This window comes from Mangrovibacterium diazotrophicum (assembly GCF_003610535.1).
GTDB classification, from domain to species: domain Bacteria; phylum Bacteroidota; class Bacteroidia; order Bacteroidales; family Prolixibacteraceae; genus Mangrovibacterium; species Mangrovibacterium diazotrophicum.
In genome coordinates this window covers 3093321-3111035 of record NZ_RAPN01000001.1, presented here as the reverse complement: position 1 = coordinate 3111035, position 17715 = coordinate 3093321, and the positions used below count along the sequence as shown (strand labels likewise).

Annotated in this window: 18 protein-coding genes; 13 read left to right on the top strand and 5 right to left on the bottom strand. The window is 45.6% G+C overall.

Annotated elements, in window-relative coordinates:
- The first annotated feature begins 37 nt into the window (after positions 1–37).
- From BC643_RS12255 to BC643_RS12235, 5 genes are all read left to right on the top strand, one after another.
- On the top strand, positions 38–841 hold the full coding sequence (locus tag BC643_RS12255; protein ID WP_120273363.1) for a glycogen/starch synthase: 804 nt from the start codon (positions 38–40) through the stop codon (positions 839–841).
- A 354-nt stretch (positions 842–1195) separates the two neighbouring features.
- Positions 1196–3034: a glutamine--fructose-6-phosphate transaminase (isomerizing) gene (gene glmS, locus BC643_RS12250; protein WP_120273362.1), complete on the top strand. Its 1839-nt coding sequence runs from the start codon at positions 1196–1198 to the stop codon at positions 3032–3034.
- 46 nt (positions 3035–3080) lie between these two features.
- On the top strand, positions 3081–4991 hold the full coding sequence (locus tag BC643_RS12245; protein WP_120273361.1) for an Ig-like domain-containing domain: 1911 nt from the start codon (positions 3081–3083) through the stop codon (positions 4989–4991).
- Positions 4924–5781, top strand: coding sequence for a DUF3108 domain-containing protein (locus BC643_RS12240; protein ID WP_170154536.1), 858 nt, complete (start codon positions 4924–4926; stop codon positions 5779–5781). Before BC643_RS12245 ends, BC643_RS12240 begins: the two co-directional genes overlap by 68 nt.
- A gap of 2 nt (positions 5782–5783) precedes the next feature.
- On the top strand, positions 5784–6071 hold the full coding sequence (locus BC643_RS12235) for a hypothetical protein (RefSeq protein WP_120273359.1): 288 nt from the start codon (positions 5784–5786) through the stop codon (positions 6069–6071).
- A gap of 2 nt (positions 6072–6073) precedes the next feature.
- On the opposite strand, the gene BC643_RS12230 is transcribed toward BC643_RS12235, so the two are convergent.
- Entirely contained in the window at positions 6074–6475 is a 402-nt protein-coding gene (locus BC643_RS12230; RefSeq protein WP_120273358.1) for a DUF3859 domain-containing protein, read from the bottom strand.
- Between the two features lie 390 nt (positions 6476–6865).
- Between BC643_RS12230 and BC643_RS12225 the strand changes: the two genes are divergently transcribed.
- The 6 genes from BC643_RS12225 to BC643_RS12200 all read left to right on the top strand — a co-directional run bounded on the left by BC643_RS12225 (position 6866) and on the right by BC643_RS12200 (position 10711).
- Positions 6866–7786 carry a hypothetical protein gene (locus tag BC643_RS12225; RefSeq protein ID WP_120273357.1) on the top strand — a complete coding sequence of 307 codons (921 nt, stop codon included), beginning with the start codon at positions 6866–6868 and terminating at the stop codon, positions 7784–7786.
- A 279-nt stretch (positions 7787–8065) separates the two neighbouring features.
- Positions 8066–8449 carry a hypothetical protein gene (locus tag BC643_RS12220; RefSeq protein WP_120273356.1) on the top strand — a complete coding sequence of 128 codons (384 nt, stop codon included), beginning with the start codon at positions 8066–8068 and terminating at the stop codon, positions 8447–8449.
- 333 nt (positions 8450–8782) lie between these two features.
- Positions 8783–9241, top strand: a complete 459-nt coding sequence (locus tag BC643_RS12215) for a hypothetical protein (protein ID WP_120273355.1) — start codon at positions 8783–8785, stop codon at positions 9239–9241.
- A gap of 9 nt (positions 9242–9250) precedes the next feature.
- Positions 9251–9661: a hypothetical protein gene (locus BC643_RS12210; RefSeq protein WP_120273354.1), complete on the top strand. Its 411-nt coding sequence runs from the start codon at positions 9251–9253 to the stop codon at positions 9659–9661.
- 15 nt (positions 9662–9676) lie between these two features.
- Complete coding sequence (locus BC643_RS12205) at positions 9677–10048, top strand: iron chaperone (RefSeq protein WP_120273353.1); 372 nt, start codon at positions 9677–9679, stop codon at positions 10046–10048.
- 108 nt (positions 10049–10156) lie between these two features.
- Positions 10157–10711: a ClpP family protease gene (locus BC643_RS12200; protein WP_120273352.1), complete on the top strand. Its 555-nt coding sequence runs from the start codon at positions 10157–10159 to the stop codon at positions 10709–10711.
- A 74-nt stretch (positions 10712–10785) separates the two neighbouring features.
- Here BC643_RS12200 and mgrA read toward each other — a convergent pair whose 3' ends face one another.
- Positions 10786–11775: an L-glyceraldehyde 3-phosphate reductase gene (gene mgrA / locus BC643_RS12195; RefSeq protein WP_120273351.1), complete on the bottom strand. Its 990-nt coding sequence runs from the start codon at positions 11773–11775 to the stop codon at positions 10786–10788.
- Between the two features lie 108 nt (positions 11776–11883).
- Between mgrA and BC643_RS12190 the strand changes: the two genes are divergently transcribed.
- Both BC643_RS12190 and BC643_RS12185 read left to right on the top strand, forming a co-directional pair.
- Positions 11884–12777 (top strand): pyruvate, water dikinase regulatory protein, encoded by an 894-nt coding sequence (locus BC643_RS12190; RefSeq protein WP_120273350.1) that lies wholly within the window; start codon positions 11884–11886, stop codon positions 12775–12777.
- A 131-nt stretch (positions 12778–12908) separates the two neighbouring features.
- Positions 12909–13889 carry an ROK family protein gene (locus BC643_RS12185; protein ID WP_120273349.1) on the top strand — a complete coding sequence of 327 codons (981 nt, stop codon included), beginning with the start codon at positions 12909–12911 and terminating at the stop codon, positions 13887–13889.
- Positions 13890–13948: 59 nt separating this feature from the next.
- Here BC643_RS12185 and BC643_RS12180 read toward each other — a convergent pair whose 3' ends face one another.
- The 3 genes from BC643_RS12180 to dnaG form a co-directional block, all read right to left on the bottom strand.
- The gene (locus tag BC643_RS12180; protein WP_120273348.1) at positions 13949–15019 is read right to left on the bottom strand and encodes an NAD-dependent epimerase/dehydratase family protein; all 1071 of its coding nucleotides are present in this window, start codon (positions 15017–15019) and stop codon (positions 13949–13951) included.
- A 170-nt stretch (positions 15020–15189) separates the two neighbouring features.
- On the bottom strand, positions 15190–15681 hold the full coding sequence (locus tag BC643_RS12175; protein WP_120273347.1) for a pyridoxamine 5'-phosphate oxidase family protein: 492 nt from the start codon (positions 15679–15681) through the stop codon (positions 15190–15192).
- Positions 15682–15697: 16 nt separating this feature from the next.
- Complete coding sequence (gene dnaG, locus BC643_RS12170; protein ID WP_120273346.1) at positions 15698–17695, bottom strand: DNA primase; 1998 nt, start codon at positions 17693–17695, stop codon at positions 15698–15700.
- Positions 17696–17715: the final 20 nt, after the last annotated feature.

Genomic DNA, 17715 nt, shown 5'->3' with positions numbered 1-17715 from the left:
ATTACTTTTGCCGAATCAATTTTCAGCAAACTTTCTAATGGAAAAGAAAAGAATTTTATTCATTTCTCAAGAAATAACACCTTACCTTCCCGAAACAGAGATGTCCGTCAAATCCCGGTTCCTGCCGCAAGGCATTCAGGAGCGTGGTCGCGAAATACGGACTTTTATGCCCCGCTACGGGAATGTCAACGAACGCAGAAACCAACTTCACGAGGTTATCCGCTTGTCGGGTATGAACCTGGTAATCAGTGATGCTGACCACCCTCTGATTATTAAAGTTGCTTCGATTCAAGCTGCACGCATGCAGGTTTACTTTATCGATAATGAAGATTATTTTCACCGTAAAGCTGTTTTGAAAGACGGCAAAGGACGGGAATTCGAAGATAACGATGAACGAGCGGTATTTTTTGCACGCGGTGTTCTCGAAACGGTTATTAAATTGCGCTGGGCGCCCGATTTAATTCACTGCCACGGGTGGCTGAGTTCATTGGTGCCATTGTACATTAAAAAAGCGTACCATGATGATCCGCTTTTCCAGAATTCGAAAGTGGTTTATTCGGTTTATAATGAAAATTTTAAGAAACCGTTAAATTCGACTGCATCGGAAAATGTACTGATCGATGGCATTGCTCCGTCTGATGTTGAATTGCTGAAAGATCCGACTTACGTTAGCATGTCGAAACTGGGTGTTGAATACGCCGACGCAGTAATCCAGGGAAGTGAAATTATCAACCCGGAAGTGGCGGAATATATCGCAGCATCGGGTAAATTGAGCCTTGGTTACCAACCGGAGGAAACCTACATCGACGCTTACAACGAATTTTACGACAAAGTTTTTTAACAAAAAACAATAGACTTATTCCGCTGGCTTTTGCCCGGAACGAATTACACTTTAGCTTGTTTGCCACGCAAAACAGGCTTTTGTGTTATTTGGACGGAAGTTTTCGTCCGAATGAATTGTTAAAATGCAGGTGATTATCCGCCGAAGTTTGTAGATTTGGAACGTCTTTTTGGCGGCTTTAATACCCGGATTCAGGAACGTGATCCGTTCGAAACCTGCAGTCAACAAAGACTTTGTGAAAAAAAAGAGGTTTGCTGAAAATACCTGTTGGAGCTTTCCGCGTCGACAGGACGACCGAACTAAAACTAGATTAAAAACTGGCAGTCGACTGAAACTGCCCCCAAACAAAAGAACATGTGTGGAATAGTTGGATACATCGGAGATAAAAATGTGTACCCGATTCTGATCAAAGGTTTGCAGCGTCTGGAATACCGTGGCTACGACTCGGCCGGTATTGCCATTTACAATGACAACCTGAAAACCTATAAAAAGAAAGGCAAAGTAAGTGAGTTGGAAGCTTACGCTGCCGATAAAGATATTCACGGACATTTGGGCATCGGCCACACCCGTTGGGCAACCCACGGTGAGCCAAGCGACCGGAATGCCCACCCGCAATGCTCGATGCATAACGATTTTGTGCTGGTGCACAACGGCATCATCGAGAATTATGCGGAGCTGAAAAAAGATTTGACAGCGAAAGGTTACACCTTCCAAAGTGAAACCGATACGGAGGTGCTGGTAAACCTGATTGAATATTTCTACCGTATGGAAGAAGTGACCAGCGCGGAAATTGCTGTTCGCTTGGCCCTGTCAAAAGTTGTAGGAGCTTACGGGATTGTGGTGCTTTGTCAGCACGAAAAAGACCGGATGATTGCTGCCCGGATGGGTAGCCCGCTGGTGATTGGCATTGGTCAGGGCGAATATTTCCTGGCTTCGGATGCTACGCCGATTGTGGAGTACACCGATAGTGTGATTTACATGAATGACGGCGATGTGGCGGTGATTGAAAAACACAGCCTCACCCTTAAAACGGTCGATAACGATCCTGCAAATTTCAAAGTAACCAAGGTTGACCTGAGCATTGGCGACCTGGAAAAAGGCGACTTTGAACACTACATGCTGAAAGAAATTTTTGAACAACCTAATACTATTCGCGATACTTACCGCGGACGGATTCGCAAAGATCAGGACGAGATTGTACTCGGGGGGCTGATTGATGTTTTCCCGAAGATTGTTCAGGCAAACCGAATCATCATTTTGGGTTGCGGAACCAGCTGGCATGCTGCCTTGGTGGCCGAATACCTGATTGAAGAATATGCCCGCGTGCCGGTTGAGGTTGAATATGCCTCGGAGTTCCGCTACCGGAAACCGATCATCAATCCCGGAGATGTGATTATTGCCGTGAGCCAAAGTGGTGAAACCGCTGATACCCTGGCCGCCTTGAAAATGGCGAAAAAGCAGGGGGCGATCATCCTCGGTATTTGTAATGTGGTTGGTTCGAGCATTGCCCGCGAAACCGACGCCGGTGTCTACACACACGCCGGAACCGAGATTGGTGTGGCGTCGACAAAAGCTTTTACGGCCCAAGTGACAGTGCTGACTTTGTTTGCCTTCAAACTGGCCAAAGAACGTGGCCAAATTGATGCGGCAACGTTGAAGATGTTTATCAACGAGATGCTGGAAATTCCCGAAAAGGTTGAAAACATCTTGCTGAAACACCCGCACATCAAAACGGTGGCGGCCAAATACAAAGACGCGGTGAATGCGCTCTACCTCGGACGGGGTTATTTATTCCCTGTTGCCCTGGAAGGTGCGTTGAAGCTAAAAGAGATTTCGTACATGCACGCCGAAGGTTATGCGGCCGGTGAAATGAAACATGGCCCGATCGCTTTGGTGGATGATAACCTGCCGGTAGTGGTCGTGTCGGCGAAAGACGATTACTACGAAAAAGTGGTCAGCAACATTCAGGAAGTGAAGGCTCGAAAAGGAAATATTATTGCTGTGGTAACCGAAGGCGACAGCGGATTAAGGACCATGGCCGACGATTTGTTTGAGGTGCCTGAATCGCACCCGGCGGTAGCAGCTTTGCTGACGGTTGTGCCTTTGCAGTTGTTTGCCTATTATATCGCATTGATGCGCGGATGTGATGTGGATCAGCCGAGAAATCTGGCCAAGTCGGTGACGGTTGAATAGCAGTCGCCGAAACTAGAAATTAAGCAGAATCAGAAACAATATATCGATGAGGAAATATTTTTTGACAATGGTTTTGGGCTACCTGGCCTACCTGATTTTTACCACTTCCTGTGCAAACCCGGGAATGCCGACCGGAGGGGACAAAGATTCCATTCCGCCGGTTGTGGTTAAAACAGTACCCGAGCCCGATGCCCGAAACTACAAGGGGAAAACCGTCAGCCTAACCTTTGACGAGTTTATCGTGTCTACCGATGTTTCCTCGGAGCTGGTTGTGTCGCCTCCGTTGAAGAAGAAGCCGGTTGTCAAAACCAAATCAAAAACCTTGATTGTAGATTTTGGAGACCAGTTGCAACCCGACAAAACCTATTCACTCGATTTCCGCAGTTCCATTAAAGACAATAATGAAAGCAACCCGTTAGAGGATTATCGTTTCTCGTTTAGTAACGGAGCAGGATTTGACAGCCTGGTTGTGGGCGGTTATGTACGCATGGCCGAAAACATGGAACCGGTAGCTGACGTTCTGGTTTTACTGCATTCCATGGACAGTATCGGTGCTTTTCGGGATAGCGTTCCGGATTACATTGGTAAAACTGACGAGGAGGGTTTTTATATGATTTCCAACGTGGCACCGGGCAACTATCGTTTGTATGCCGTTCAGGATGCTGACAACAGTTTGACTTACAATTCTACTGCCGAGCTTATCGCTTTTGCCGATTCGCTGATCGTTCCGGATGCGCCACTGGTTCCCGATTCAACCTTATCCCGCCACCTGGAAGAAGAGGCGGAGGAGCATGAAAAGGAAGGAGGCGAAGAGCACGATCACGCGGGGCACCAGTACGATATGAAAGCGCATTACCTTTTGTTGTTCCAGGAAGATTCCTACGAGCAGTACCTGGAAGAATCTAAACGGGAGCGCGCCAATCTGTGTTTCTTCCGTTTTGATGAAGCGGTAACTGATTCTTTTTCGGTTCGCTTGTTGCAGCCTGAGCCAACGTCCGATTGGGCGCTGTTCGAGTTTTCTGCTAAGCGTGATAGCTTGAATCTGTGGATCAAGGATACAACGATCAGCCGGATGGATACGTTGAAATTTCAGCTGAATTACGAGGTTTTGGATAGCATGAAAAATTTCGTGATGAAGACAGATACGGTCGAGTTGGCTTTTGAGAAACCCAAAGAAAAGGAGAAGAAAAAGAAGAAAGCTGAAGAGGATGAGGTGAAAGAGATTCCGCATTTCTCGTTCAAAGGAAACGGGAAGGATGGCTTTGATATTTACAGCAGATTAACGCTGGACGTACCGGAACCACTCGAAAAATTTGATTATACCATGATTCACCTCACCCACAAGGTTGATACGGTGGAGCAAGACGTTCAATTTACAGTGGAACCCGATAGTGTGAATTTACGCCGGTACCGGATTATTTATCCCTGGGAGTTTCAGGAGGAATATACGCTGATCATCGACTCGGCAGCTGCAACCAGTATTGGCGGCTACCCGTCGAACAAATTTGGGCAAAAGTTAAAAGTCAGGGACGAAGGCTATTATGCAAAAATAATTTTGTCCATGGCGAACCTCGGAGGGCCAAGTGTTGTTCAAATGGTAAAGAACACCGATAAAGAGGAAGTTGTGCAACAAATTTCCATCGCTTCCGACGGTGAAATCGAATTTCCCTATCTAAACCCGGATAAATTCAAGATCCGACTTTTCATTGACCGAAACCAGAATGGACGCTGGGATACCGGAAACCTGGACAAAGGCATTCAGCCTGAACGGGTGGTCTATTTTCCCAAGATTATCAAGACCAGGTCGAACTTTGAAGTTCGCGAAACCTGGAATTTGCCAGACGACCTTCAATTTAAAAAAGATTTGATTGATGAAGATCAGCCTGAAAATGACAAGGACAAGAAAGGAAAATCGGGACCGTCTAATAAACGTTCGGGTTCAGGTGGTTCGCGCTAGTTTGATTTTAGCACTGGCCGTGGGCAGCTATATGCCATTAACCGCCCAGACGCAGAAATTTGTGTTTTCACCAGGCGAAGAAATTTCGTACGGAGCTTATTACAACTGGCATTTCATCTGGGTAAACGCGGGGGAGATCGTCTTCAAAGCGGATACGCTTAATCGCGGTGGCGAAAAGGAGTGGCTGGTTGAAGCGACCGGGCACACCTACAAAGCTTACGACCTGATGTACACGGTTCGCGATACCTTTTACACCTATTTGAGTTACCCGGAGTTTGAGCCGCGCTATTTCTATCGGGCCGTGAACCACGGTAGTTCATCGTCACAGCAATACTACAAGTTCAATCACCCTACGGGGCAGACTACTTATTTCCACGATTCGGAGGATACCGATCCGGTGCATACCAAATTTGCCTACAAAAAGGGAATCCATGATATCTTGAGCCAGGCTTACCAGTTTCGAAATTACGACTTCGATAAGCTGACAAAAGACGAGTTGGTTAAGTTCGATATGTTGGCCGACGACAAGGTTTCGGAGTTTTATTTTCGGTACAAGGGAATTGAAACCGTGAAAACCCGTAACGGGCGAAAATTCAAGTGTCATAAAGTTTCGGTGTGGTTGATGGAAGGCGAGTTTTTCCCTGAGGGAGAAGATATGTATGTGTGGTTCACAGCCGATGACAACCACATCCCCATCATGGTGGAAACCAAAATTCAGATTGGTTCGGTGAAAGCCCTCTTTTTAGATGCAAAATCGCTAACTTTCCCCTTGAAATCTGAAATCAACTGAAAATGGCAAATTTGAGAAACCTGAAGAAGGACATTGACTACTTGGTTGGTCAAGTGGTGATGGATTGCTTTGAATACATTTACGTGACACCGGGCGCTGACAGCGAAGGTGCTTACGAGATTGTGGGTGAAGTATTGGTGCTGCGGAACCAGCTTCGCAACCGGGCAAATCATCCCGATGGAAAAGACAATCACAGCTTGATCAAAAAGCACTATCATCAAATTGGTTTGGATTTGGTGCAGGGATGCGATAAATGCTACGACAAGCTCGGCGCATTGGTCAACGCCTGATTCTAGAATTCGGCTCCTTTGCGGACAAGATACAGGGTTTTGTCCGCTATTACTTTTCCTTCCAGCTCGGTGATTAACCGCCACGAACCCAGTTTGTCGTCAAGTGGTTCCCATATGCAGTCGCCCAGAAAGAATTCATAATCATTGCTGTTAATGTAAACTTCGCCCGTAAAATCGTCCATCGGCTCTCCATTTTCGTCGTTAAACGGTGGGTGAATAATCCGGAAGTCTATCTTGTAACCTTTGGCCTTTTTAATCTTCAACACATAGCCAAACTCGGTACCAATGTCGGCCTCAATCGTGTCGGTGATGTTTAAAATTTTGGGTAGTGCCTTGCTTTCCCGGTCCCAGGTCGAATATTCGCCGTAGGTGTAAAGTGTAATATCAAATTTCTTTTTACTCAACTTTTTGATGTCGTTTTAAATCGAATGAACGATTTCAGTGAACGGTCTGCGTTTGCTCTTTTTGATCTGTTCTGCAAAGATAGGAATCTGTAGAAATTCTCCGTTTTGGTTTTAATTGTCACTATCAATACGAGAATTTGTGCAATTCGTTTATCATTTTCACCTGTGCTGCCAAGCCTAATTTGGTACTTCTTTTTTCGACTTCGACGATCCGATTAAAAGAGGTTCTTTGCAGGTTCATTTATCGGCGGTCTAAGTCGCTGATTTTATTTGACCACCTCTAAAATAATGCTATTTTTACGGGCGTTTTTGCTGCTGTGGAATGAATTTTGACGAATCGTTGAAATTGTTTCGGAGCAGTGGTCTGAATACCGGAAAATAGTTCGAATTATGGCAGAAATGGAACAGAAGAAAAGTAAGTTCTCAATAGGGAGAACGGATAAAGAACGTCGCAATAACCTGATTGTAATTTTCCTGGGCGTTGTACTCGTGGTCGTCATCGTGTTGCTTTTTGTGCAACGCAATGAACACAAAATGATTTTGGAGTCGCTTAATGCTGAAAAGAACACGATTCAGGAAGAGTTGAGTCAAATGGTCACCAATTACGACTCGCTGAAAACAGACAACGATACGCTGAATCAGGCGCTTTTTGTAGCACAGGCCAAAGTGAAAGATTTGCTGCTGGAAGTCAACCAGATTAAAAAAGCCAGTTACGACCAGATTAACCGGTACCAGGAAGAAGTAGGCTCACTGCGTCGGATTATGCGCAACTACATTGTTCAGGTTGACTCGCTGAATCAACGAAACCAGCAGTTGATGGCCGAAAATGAGCAGGTGAAACAAGATTTCATGCAGTCTGAAAGCCGAAACAAAGAGCTGGAGCAGGAGAAGAAACAGCTTTCTCAACGAATTCAACGGGCTGCTATGTTGGAAGCACTCAGCCTGCAGGTTGTTGGAATTAACCGGAAAGGGAAGGAAGTGACAGCCAGTTCAAAGGCCGAACAGTTGATGATTAGCTTTACCTTGAGTAAAAACGTTACAGCCAAACGAGGCAACAAAGATATTTACGTGCGGATTTTACGACCTGATCAAATTTTGCTGGTTCAGTCGAAAAACGATCTTTTCCAGTTCGAAGATCTACGCATACCATACTCGGCCATGCGCCAGGTTACCTATGAAGGCAACGAGCTACCAGTGAATATTTATTGGGACAACGCGGGCTTTGATCCTTTTATGACAGGCGATTACACCGTTGATATCTTCGCCGATGGGAATAATATCGGAACAACGACATTCTCGTTTAAGAAGTAAAACGACTACACGATATTCGACAAAGCCGGCTGAAAAGTCCGGCTTTTTTGTTGTTTTCAACTGGGTAATTTCACGGAATTTTAGCTGCAATCAGCTCTCAGAATATGTTCGTAATCAGTTATTTTATATCTTGCCTTCGAAAATACGTCCCATGTATGGAAAGGGAATCGTGGAAGGGGACGTGTTTGTTACTGGTTTATTTTTAGAGTAAGAGCAATTATTAACGAGGGTTCCGCCCTGTTTTGGGTGGTATATTCTTTCATTAAATCGACCAATAAAATGAAAAGCAATAAAGGGAATATTGTGCGCTGGCAAGATGTTGCTTTGTTATCCGTAGCCATTCTTTTGAGTATTTCAGGTTTTTTTAAACTCATTCCGGGCTTAGATTCAGTCTGGAGCCATCGTATATTAGGGGCTGTACCGATTTTTGCGATATTGTTTCATATTCGTTGTCTATTACGTAATTACTATGCGGGTTATAGCTGGTATGCTATTTTTATCATGATCGGGATTCTGCCAGGGAAAGTTGTGCGCTATGAAGATATTGAGATAAATAGTGGGGGCTGGAAGATTGACATGGAGGATGGAGATCAATTGAATATTGATTTTAACGAAGATAAAATGGAAGAAAAGGATATTAGCAAAAGTTTAGTAGATAATTAAGCGGGGTTTAAATCTTATGTTCGGATATTACTACCCTTATAGTATTTGAAGCTCTTTGGGTAGATAAATTGCAATTAGATAAGTAGCTAGTATAAAGTTATATGTTAGTAGAAGTTGACTAAAATAGTCGACTTTTTTTGTGCTCATTTCATCCCCGTAGAATTGGGTAATTTCCCTCAATTATGTCAATGGTTGGTTGTCAGATTGAGTTCTTTTGGTTTCAATTCCATAACTTGCGCTTGAAATTATGTCTGAAATGAAACAGTTTGCTTTTTAATATTTGAGCAGACTGTCAGTTTCCTTTTTATAAAATTCATACTTGACCAAGTGCCTATGATGAAATTCTACCTTCGATTGATCGTCCTTTTGATTTTTTTATCTGCTTGCAGTAACAACACGTGTAAAGATGTGGATTGTTTCTCTCCACCTGAATCGTTCACTTTTGAATTGGTGGACAGGAGTACAGGCGAAAATTTATTCGCAAGCGGAATTTTCAATTCGTCAGATATCGCGGTGGTGAACTCTTTGGATGCATTACCCCGTGAATTTACGTTTATCGATGAGGATGAGATTGATTTGTTGGTGATCTACTCGGTAGGATGGGATACGGAAGTGGTTAATCTCGCAGTATCCGTCAGTGGTCAGGTCGTTTTTAATTTTTATGTGGACGCCGAAAGGCTAAGTGGAAACTGTTGTTCGTATACACGATTCAATGAAGTCAGCGTCGATAACGCAGATTTTGAATACGATTCGTCAACTGGTATTTATACCATTTTTGTTCAACCCCAATAAATTGACTCTATGAAAATTCGCATCGAAAACATTACAAATTGGCGTAATGTACTGCTCTTAGCAGGAGCTACTGTATTCATCTTAATTGGCTTCTTTGAAATTGTTCCCGGGATTGAGGCAAACTGGAATCGCCGCATTTTAGGAGTCGGTTTGTTGTTAGGCGCTTGGTTTAACTTGCGCATTTTATACATGAAACACTACATCGGCTACAATGGTAAGGGAATGTTTATCCGCATGGGGAGATTTCCGGGCCGCCCGATACGCTTCAAGCATGTTCAAAACATCCGAATTGAAAAGGGATTACTGCAGATTGACTTGAATGGCGGCGAGCAGTTGGTTGTTGACCTGGATGAAGCAGATCCGCTGGAACGCAAGGAGTTGACGCAATTCCTGGAAAACCGTTCTTTGGCGGCAGCCTGATACGATTGAGAGAGGATGGATAAAGTCGCAACCATAGATGAATATCACCGGCTCTTTCCCGATGTTCGGGAAGAACTTGATTTGATGCGGAGGTTGATTCGGGAGGAGGCTCCGATGGCCGAAGAACGGATTAGTTACGGAATGCCGACCTTCCGAAGTGGTCAAAACTTCGTTCATTATGCCGCCTGTAAAACGCATATTGGGTTTTATCCAACACCCTCAGCAATCGTTGCTTTTCAGTCCGAACTTTCCGGTTATAAAAGCTCGAAGGGCGCAATTCAATTCCCGTTTGATCAGCCATTGCCGGAGGAGCTTATCCGGAAGATCGTTCGGTTTCGGGTAGCCGAAGTCCTGGAGAAGAAGGGGAAGAAGCCGTTGCAAAAGTAAAATCAATTGAATTCGTGTGTTAATTTTCCGGCGGCAAGCTCCGATTGACTTTCCGTTTTGAAAGAAAATAATGTAATATTGTTCTAGAATATTAAAATACGAACATAAATGACTGGTAAAACAAAATTACAAGACCAAATAGACGCCAAGTTGCTTGGTGACCGCAAGGTATTTTTATGGGGACAGGTGGATGATCATTCCGCAAAACATGTGGTTGAACGCCTGTTATTCCTGGAAATGGAAGAGCCCGGAAAAGAAATTCAGTTGATTATTAACAGCCCGGGCGGATACGTAACATCGGGTTTTGCCATTTACGATACGATGAAAAGTATCAGCAGTCCGGTATCGACGATCTGTACCGGTTTGGCTGCTTCGATGGGATCTATCCTGTTGTCTGCCGGCGAAAAGGGACGTCGCTTTGTGATGCCTCACGCTCGCGTAATGATTCACCAGCCAAGTGGTGGCGCAGGTGGTCAGGCTTCTGACATCGAGATCCAAATGCAGGAAATCATCAAAACAAAGAACCTGGGTGCGAAGATTTTGGCTGAAAACTGTGGCCAATCAATCGAACGCATTATGAAAGATTTTAACCGCGACTACTGGATGTCGGCTGACGAATCGTTGGAATACGGTATTGTTGACGGTGTAAAAACTGAAATTTAACTGAGAAACGATATTCTCCCAAAATAAAAAATCCGGCTAGAAAGCCGGATTTCTTTATGCTTGTTTTAAAGAGACTAGTCTTTTAGAATTTCCTCGATCAACGCAAGTTCTTCCGCCGAAAATGCCAGTTTGTTGATCGTCGATACATTGTCTTCGAGCTGTTTTACCGAGCTGGCGCCGATGAGCACCGATGTCACCCGTGGATCTTTTAGCAACCAGGCGAGGGCCATTTGTGCCAGCGTTTGTCCCCGTTGAACAGCCAGTTCATTCAATTTTTTTACTTTAATCAGAGCGGGTTCCACCATGTGAGGTTTCAAAAATCCCCATGATTTTGACGCTCTGGAACCTTCGGGAATGCCGTTCAGATACTTATCGGTAAGCAAGCCCTGCGCCAGTGGTGAGAATGGAATACAGCCGATTCCTTCTTCTTCCAAAACATCCAGTAAACCACCTTCAACCCAGCGTTCAAACATGCTGTATTTGGGTTGATGGATCAGGCAGGGAGTACCGAGCTCCCGAAGTATTTTCGCAGCTTCTTTGGCTTTCTCTGCGGGGTAGTTCGAAATACCTGCGTAAAGCGCTTTGCCTTGTCGAACGGCGTGATCCAGTGCCATCATGCTTTCTTCCAACGGAGTTTCCGGATCAGGTCGGTGATGGTAAAAAATGTCGACATACTCTAGACCCATTCGCTTGAGGCTTTGATCCAGGCTCGAGAGAATGTACTTGCGGCTTCCCCAGTCTCCGTAAGGGCCGGGCCACATCAGGTAGCCTGCTTTGGTCGAGATGATGAGTTCATCGCGGTAAGCCATGAGGTCCTGCTTCAGTATTTTACCGAAGTTTTCTTCTGCTGAACCGGGAGGTGGACCGTAGTTGTTGGCCAGGTCGAAATGGGTAATTCCCAGGTCAAATGCCCGGTGGATCATTGCCCGGCCGTTTTCAAAGACATCCACTCCTCCGAAGTTGTGCCAAAGTCCCAACGAAAAGGCTGAAAGCTTTATCCCGGAGCGTCCGCAACGCTTATAAGGCATGGTTTCGTAGCGGGCGGGATTTGCAAGATAGCTCATGTTTTAAAGGTTTTGTTGTTATCAAATCAAAGATAGATGTTCATGTTCAATAACAAAAAGGGAAAGTGGATAGAAGTATGTATTTTAGCATAAAAGCAAAACCAACTTATGAAAGATAATTCAAATCGACCCTCACCTATTTATGTTGTTTCGGGCGGAAAGGGACTGGCCGGTAATAATATGGTCCAGTCAATGCTCATTCAATATCCCAATAACAATGTGCCGGTGGTTTTGGTACCGCACGTGATTGAAGAAAGCCAGGTTCTGGATACGATACTGAAGGCCAAGAAAGACGGAGGCCTGATTACGCATACGATGGTGCAACATAACTTGCGTCGCAGGCTCATTGCTTTGGCTGCTGAACATGGTGTCCCTCAAATCGATTTTATGGGGCCATTGGCTGAGTATCTGGACGACAAGCTTGAAATACCATCCTTGCAATCTCCGGGTTTATTTCGTGAGCTGAAACAACAGTATTTTGAACGCATTGATGCGATCGAGTTTACGCTGGATCATGATGACGGATTGAGTCCACAGCGACTTAGCGAGGCGGAGATTGTTTTGTGTGGATTGTCGCGTTCCGGGAAAACGCCGCTCAGCGTTTATTTGGCGTTGTATGGGTGGAAGGTTGCGAATGTGCCATTGGTACCCGGAATCCAGCCTCCAGATGAGCTTTTTCAAATCGATCCGGGGAGGGTGTTTGGATTGCAAATCGGGAAAAATCAATTAGTGTCGCACCGGATGAAACGCTTGCGAAACTTCAAAAATACGGATAATACCAGCTATGTGGACGAGCATCTGGTGAACGAAGAAATTCGGTTTGCCAACCTGGTTTTCCTGAAAGGGAAATTTACAGTTATCCCGGTCACCAACAAACCGGTGGAGTCGTCAGCCAATGAAATTATTGGCTACATGAGTGCCCGCTTCGACTTTGGCGGGCGAAAGGTGCACTCTTCGCCTTTTCATGGAAATGATGTCAACGAGGAGAACAGCTCGGAGTAACACCGGGATGACTTTGTTTTGAATTCATTTAAATTGATTAGAATGTGTAAACAAGACATTCCAGTGCTTCTTTGCTTTTCTCATTTTGTTATCTTTACAAGCAAATTTTAAACCACTAAATCATTGTTTATATGAACAGAAAAGCAACCGTAGGCGTAGATGTCGGAGGAACAAATACAGCCATCGGAATTGTAGACGCTTTAGGAAATGTCTTAGCAAAAGACAATATTGACACTCCTTCTCACGGCGATATCGCTCAATATATCACCGATTTATCAAATGCCATCAAGGCTCTTATAAAATCAGTTCAACTGGTAAACTCCGAGATTGTAGTTTTGGGAATTGGTGTGGGAGCACCAAACGGAAACTACTATAATGGTACCATTGAGTATGCTCCAAACCTTTCATTCCGTGGAATCGTTCACTTCGTTTCGTTGTTGAAAGAGAAATTTCCGGATATGGAATACGTTGCTCTGACAAACGACGCTAACGCTGCAGCTATCGGCGAGATGATCTATGGTGGCGCAAAGGATATGAAAAACTTTGTGATGTACACTTTAGGTACGGGTGTTGGTAGCGGTCTTGTTGTGAATGGTGACTTGGTTTACGGTGCTGATGGTTTTGCCGGCGAGTGTGGTCACACCACACTGATTCCGGGAGGACGCTCATGCGGTTGTGGTGCCAAAGGTCACCTGGAAGCGTATTGTTCGGCTCCGGGCATGCGACGTACTGCATTCGAAATTATGGTTCGCGATAATGCTACCGACAGCATGCTGGCTGATAAATCGTTTAAAGAGTTGAGCTCGAAAATGATTTATGACGCAGCTGTAAAAGGTGATAAAGTTGCCTTGGAAGTGTTTGAGCAAACCGGTAAATGGTTAGGTCAGGGATTAGCTGATACAGTTCACCACTTGAGTCCTGAAGCAGTCTTCCTGTTTGGCGGACCTACCGCCGCAGGCGACTACATTTTTAAGCCTACAAAAGAAAGTATGGAAGCACACTTGCTGCCAATCTTTAAGGGCAAAATTAAAATCCTGCCTTCTCAGCTGAATCCGGGTGACGCTGCCATTGTTGGAGCGAGCGCTTTGGTTTGGAAGGAAATGGAAAAATAAGCCGATAGAATTAATCAAAATATCTGAGGGAGTTTCGCTTGAAGCTCCCTTTTTTCTTTTTAGGATTGCGAGGTTGAACGCTTTTTCTTTTTGATTGGGGGAGTGAGGAGCTCCACATCCTTCAGGAACAGGCGTGCAATGTCCTGTATTGTATGATCGAGGCCTCGGTATTCGAAGGCAATGCTACGCTGAATTTTACTTCCGTTGTAATGGTTTATTCGGTTACTTCCGGAAACAGCCTCTTTTGTGATTACTGGTCTCTTGCCAGAGAAGAAGCTTGCCATTCGGGCGGCTCTCCAGGCTACTTGCAGTATCATGTCGGAAGCAAATGTTTTCGGGCGCGGGCGTTGCAAAGCGTCAGCAATTTTGTTGAAGAATTCCTGGTACCCCATGTTGCCGGCATTCAAAATAAAGCGTTGATTTTTATGCTGACTGAATGTTTCCGGTTGCATAAGTTGAGTCATCACCTCGGCCACATCGCGAACATCCACAAAGCCATTTTCTCCTTTGGTGTAATAGCCCAGGCCCTTCCAGATGGATTGGAAAAGTTTAGGGCTGCCGATGTCCCAATTTCCAGGGCCTAGGATGATGGACGGATTCACAATGACGGCATCCATGCCTTCTTCGATGCCACGCCATACTTCCATTTCAGAGAAAAACTTACTCAAGCTGTAGGCCGATTTTTGCTTGGATGGAATCCAATAGGTCTCTTCGTCGATCTCTGTACCGTCCTGCGTATGGCCAAGTGCTGCAATAGAGCTAACGTGACAAAAGCGCTTAACCTTGTTGAAAATGGCGGCATCGATGAGATTAGCCGTACCTTTCACATTATTATTGAGCATACTGTCGTGATCGTTCGGGTGAAACGACACCATGGCAGCGCAATGATAAACATCTGTTACGCCTGCCAAAAGTTCCTCCATGCTGTGGTAATCCAGAATATCGCCTTCAACCCAATCGATTTTCTGAAAGAGTTCTTCAGCTTGATCCGAATAGTAGGAGAAGGTCATCAACGCAAGCTTCAGGTTGCTGCTGGAGCGTTTGAGCGCCCGAACCTGTTTGCCTGATCGCAGCAAATTGAAAAGCAGATGCGATCCAACAAGCCCTGTTCCTCCGGTGACAAAAATCATCGCTGTCCTCCTTTCTGTACTGAAGTGACCAGGGATGGATTTGGATGGAAGCTTGTTTGAATTTTCCGGGGAATCATTGAATATGCTGAATTGATTAGGTACACAGACAAAAATAATGATCTTCCTCAGATTTCAACACGATAGCCGGAAGTTTCGGATATGAAGGGGAATTATTCCTTATTCTGGTTCCAGGGAGTAACCGCTTTGGCACCGAACTCTTTGGCAACAATCTTGTCGATGTGGACTTTCATAATGCCGACATTCTCTACCGATGGCTTGCTGAACTTGAATTCACGGTCGCTGTATTGGCACATGGTTTTTTCGAGGCACGCCACTTTCTCGTCGAAGTCGTCAATAAATTCAATCGTACCTTCAACCAGAACAGATTTCGATTTTACGCGGTAACTGCATCCCACGCGGACATCCTGCCAGGCCAGGTCTTCACCCAATGTCCAGTTAATGCAGATTTTCGGGTTCTTTTTAACTGTTTCCCACATGCGGCCGTGTTGGGCAGAATGGAGGATCACCGTTTCGCCATCGTAGCCGAAGTTCAGCGGTAATACATAAGGCATTCCTTCGTCGCTCATCGCTACGTAGCAGGTCTTGCACGCTCGGATGACAGCATCAATCTCTTCTCGGTTTTCAATAAAAAGCGTTCTCATCGTTTGGGGGTTAAGGTTAAAGAATGGTGCGGTTGCCCAGTTGTTCGCTCAGGTGTTTGGCAACTTTTTTCAGGTTGATATATTGGTTTTGTAATTCCATAAGGTGTTCCCAATTCTCGCCTTTGCCGGCTTGCTGGATCTGGTTTTCGAGGTCGCGAAGCAGGTGACGAACTTTGCTGAGTTTGTATTCCTGCACAATTTTCGGAACCAAAAGGTCCAAAATCTCGTGTTCTTCTTCCACAAAAGCGCCACCCTTTTTCCAGCGTTTGCTTTCGATGTACTTCTCAGCCAACAAGTCGGTAGCGAGTTGACTGACTTGCGGATCGGCGCTGCGAATGAAAAACGAAGTCGGGTTGAACTCGGGGTTTTCCAGGTTGTCGGCAAACAGGTCGAGAATGCGGTTGATCAGTTCATTATCCGATCGAAGTCCGTCGTTTTCGAGCTCCTCCAACACAAACTGTCCAACGCTGAAGGTGAAAACTTCACCGTTCTCATCTTCTTCCTCGAATACTTCTTCGTTGAAATATTTCAACATGATGCGAATAATTTCCCTCTCTTCAATTTCGCAGGTGTACTGCTGTTTGGGAGGGGGCGCTACCGATTTTGCAGAAGCAGACGCTGGTTCGTCGAAAAAGAAGTCCGGACCCGGTTCCTGTTGTTCTTTTTGTTGGTAGTTGCGGTCGCGGAAGTTCTTCTTTTGCAAATCTTCGGTTTGCTTTTGAATAATCTTGCGAACCTGCGCATACAAAACCTCTTCCTGAACATCCATCAGTCGGCTGCAATCCTGAATATAGATTGAGCGGGTAATGGCGTCGGGAACAATGGCAATGGTGCGGACAATATCGTTGACTAGACGGGCCTTCTCAATCGGATCGTTGGCCACTCCTTTCATCAACAGGTTTGTTTTGAAACGAATGAAGTCGGTCTCATTTTGTTCGATGTAAGCGGTCAGCTGGCTCGAGCTCATGGAACGGGAGAATGAATCCGGGTCTTCTCCGTCGGGCAGCAGAAGCACTTTTACGTTCACACCTTCTTCCAATACCAAATCGATACCGCGCAGGGATGCTTTGATACCGGCAGCGTCACCATCGTAAATGATAGTGATATTGGGCGTAAAGCGCTTGATCAGACGAATCTGGTCGTGTGTGAGCGCTGTTCCCGACGAGGCCACAACGTTTTCGATGCCTGCCTGGTGCATCGAAAGCACATCGGTGTAACCTTCAACCAGGTAACATTTATCCAGTCGGGTGATATCGCGCTTCGCTTGGTAAATACCGTAAAGCACGCGGCTTTTGTGGTAAATTTCCGACTCAGGCGAGTTAAGGTATTTGGCTGTATTTTTATCGGCTTTCAGCGTTCGGCCACCAAAAGCAATCACGCGGCCGGCTACGTTGTGAATCGGGAACATGACGCGCCCGGCGAAACGGTCGCGCACCCAATCGTCGCGTTTGATGGTGAGGCCGGTTCGTTCCAGGTACTCCATTTTGTAGCCCTGTTTTTGGGCTTGCTGGGTGAACACATCTTTTCCGTCGGGGCAAAAGCCCAACTCGAACTTTTTGATTATTTCGTCGCGGATGCCACGTTCGCGCAGATAGCTCATGCCAACGCTGCGGCCTTCCGTTTCTTCGTTCAGGTAGCGGGTGAAATATTTCTGAGCCCAACCCGAGACAATCATCATACTTTCGCGATCGTCCTTTTGCTTGAGCTGTTCGGGCGTTTCCTCTTCCTCCTTAACGTCGATGTTGTATTTCTTGGCGAGCCATTTCAGCGCCTCCGGGTACGAAAGAGACTCGTGCTCCATGATGAAGTTGACCGAGTTTCCACCTTTGCCGCAACCAAAACACTTGAAAATCCCCTTCGCCGGCGATACGGTAAAGGATGGTGTTTTTTCATTGTGAAAAGGGCAGTTTCCGAGCATGTTCACGCCGCGTCTTTTGAGGGTGACAAACTCGCCGACAACCTCCGAAATCTCGGCGGCGTCAATAATCCGGTCTATGGTTGCTTGATCAATCATCGATCCACAAAAGTAGCAAA

Coding starts and splice junctions, on each gene's coding strand:
- BC643_RS12205 (WP_120273353.1), top strand. CDS start 9,677: ATGGATAAAGTCGCAACCATAGATGAATATCACCGGCTCTTTCCCGAT.
- BC643_RS12235 (WP_120273359.1), top strand. CDS start 5,784: ATGGCAAATTTGAGAAACCTGAAGAAGGACATTGACTACTTGGTTGGT.
- mgrA (WP_120273351.1), bottom strand. CDS start 11,775: ATGAGCTATCTTGCAAATCCCGCCCGCTACGAAACCATGCCTTATAAG.
- BC643_RS12245 (WP_120273361.1), top strand. CDS start 3,081: ATGAGGAAATATTTTTTGACAATGGTTTTGGGCTACCTGGCCTACCTG.
- BC643_RS12175 (WP_120273347.1), bottom strand. CDS start 15,681: ATGAGAACGCTTTTTATTGAAAACCGAGAAGAGATTGATGCTGTCATC.
- BC643_RS12225 (WP_120273357.1), top strand. CDS start 6,866: ATGGCAGAAATGGAACAGAAGAAAAGTAAGTTCTCAATAGGGAGAACG.
- glmS (WP_120273362.1), top strand. CDS start 1,196: ATGTGTGGAATAGTTGGATACATCGGAGATAAAAATGTGTACCCGATT.
- BC643_RS12200 (WP_120273352.1), top strand. CDS start 10,157: ATGACTGGTAAAACAAAATTACAAGACCAAATAGACGCCAAGTTGCTT.
- BC643_RS12220 (WP_120273356.1), top strand. CDS start 8,066: ATGAAAAGCAATAAAGGGAATATTGTGCGCTGGCAAGATGTTGCTTTG.
- dnaG (WP_120273346.1), bottom strand. CDS start 17,695: ATGATTGATCAAGCAACCATAGACCGGATTATTGACGCCGCCGAGATT.
- BC643_RS12215 (WP_120273355.1), top strand. CDS start 8,783: ATGATGAAATTCTACCTTCGATTGATCGTCCTTTTGATTTTTTTATCT.
- BC643_RS12240 (WP_170154536.1), top strand. CDS start 4,924: ATGACAAGGACAAGAAAGGAAAATCGGGACCGTCTAATAAACGTTCGG.
- BC643_RS12255 (WP_120273363.1), top strand. CDS start 38: ATGGAAAAGAAAAGAATTTTATTCATTTCTCAAGAAATAACACCTTAC.
- BC643_RS12190 (WP_120273350.1), top strand. CDS start 11,884: ATGAAAGATAATTCAAATCGACCCTCACCTATTTATGTTGTTTCGGGC.
- BC643_RS12180 (WP_120273348.1), bottom strand. CDS start 15,019: ATGATTTTTGTCACCGGAGGAACAGGGCTTGTTGGATCGCATCTGCTT.
- BC643_RS12185 (WP_120273349.1), top strand. CDS start 12,909: ATGAACAGAAAAGCAACCGTAGGCGTAGATGTCGGAGGAACAAATACA.
- BC643_RS12210 (WP_120273354.1), top strand. CDS start 9,251: ATGAAAATTCGCATCGAAAACATTACAAATTGGCGTAATGTACTGCTC.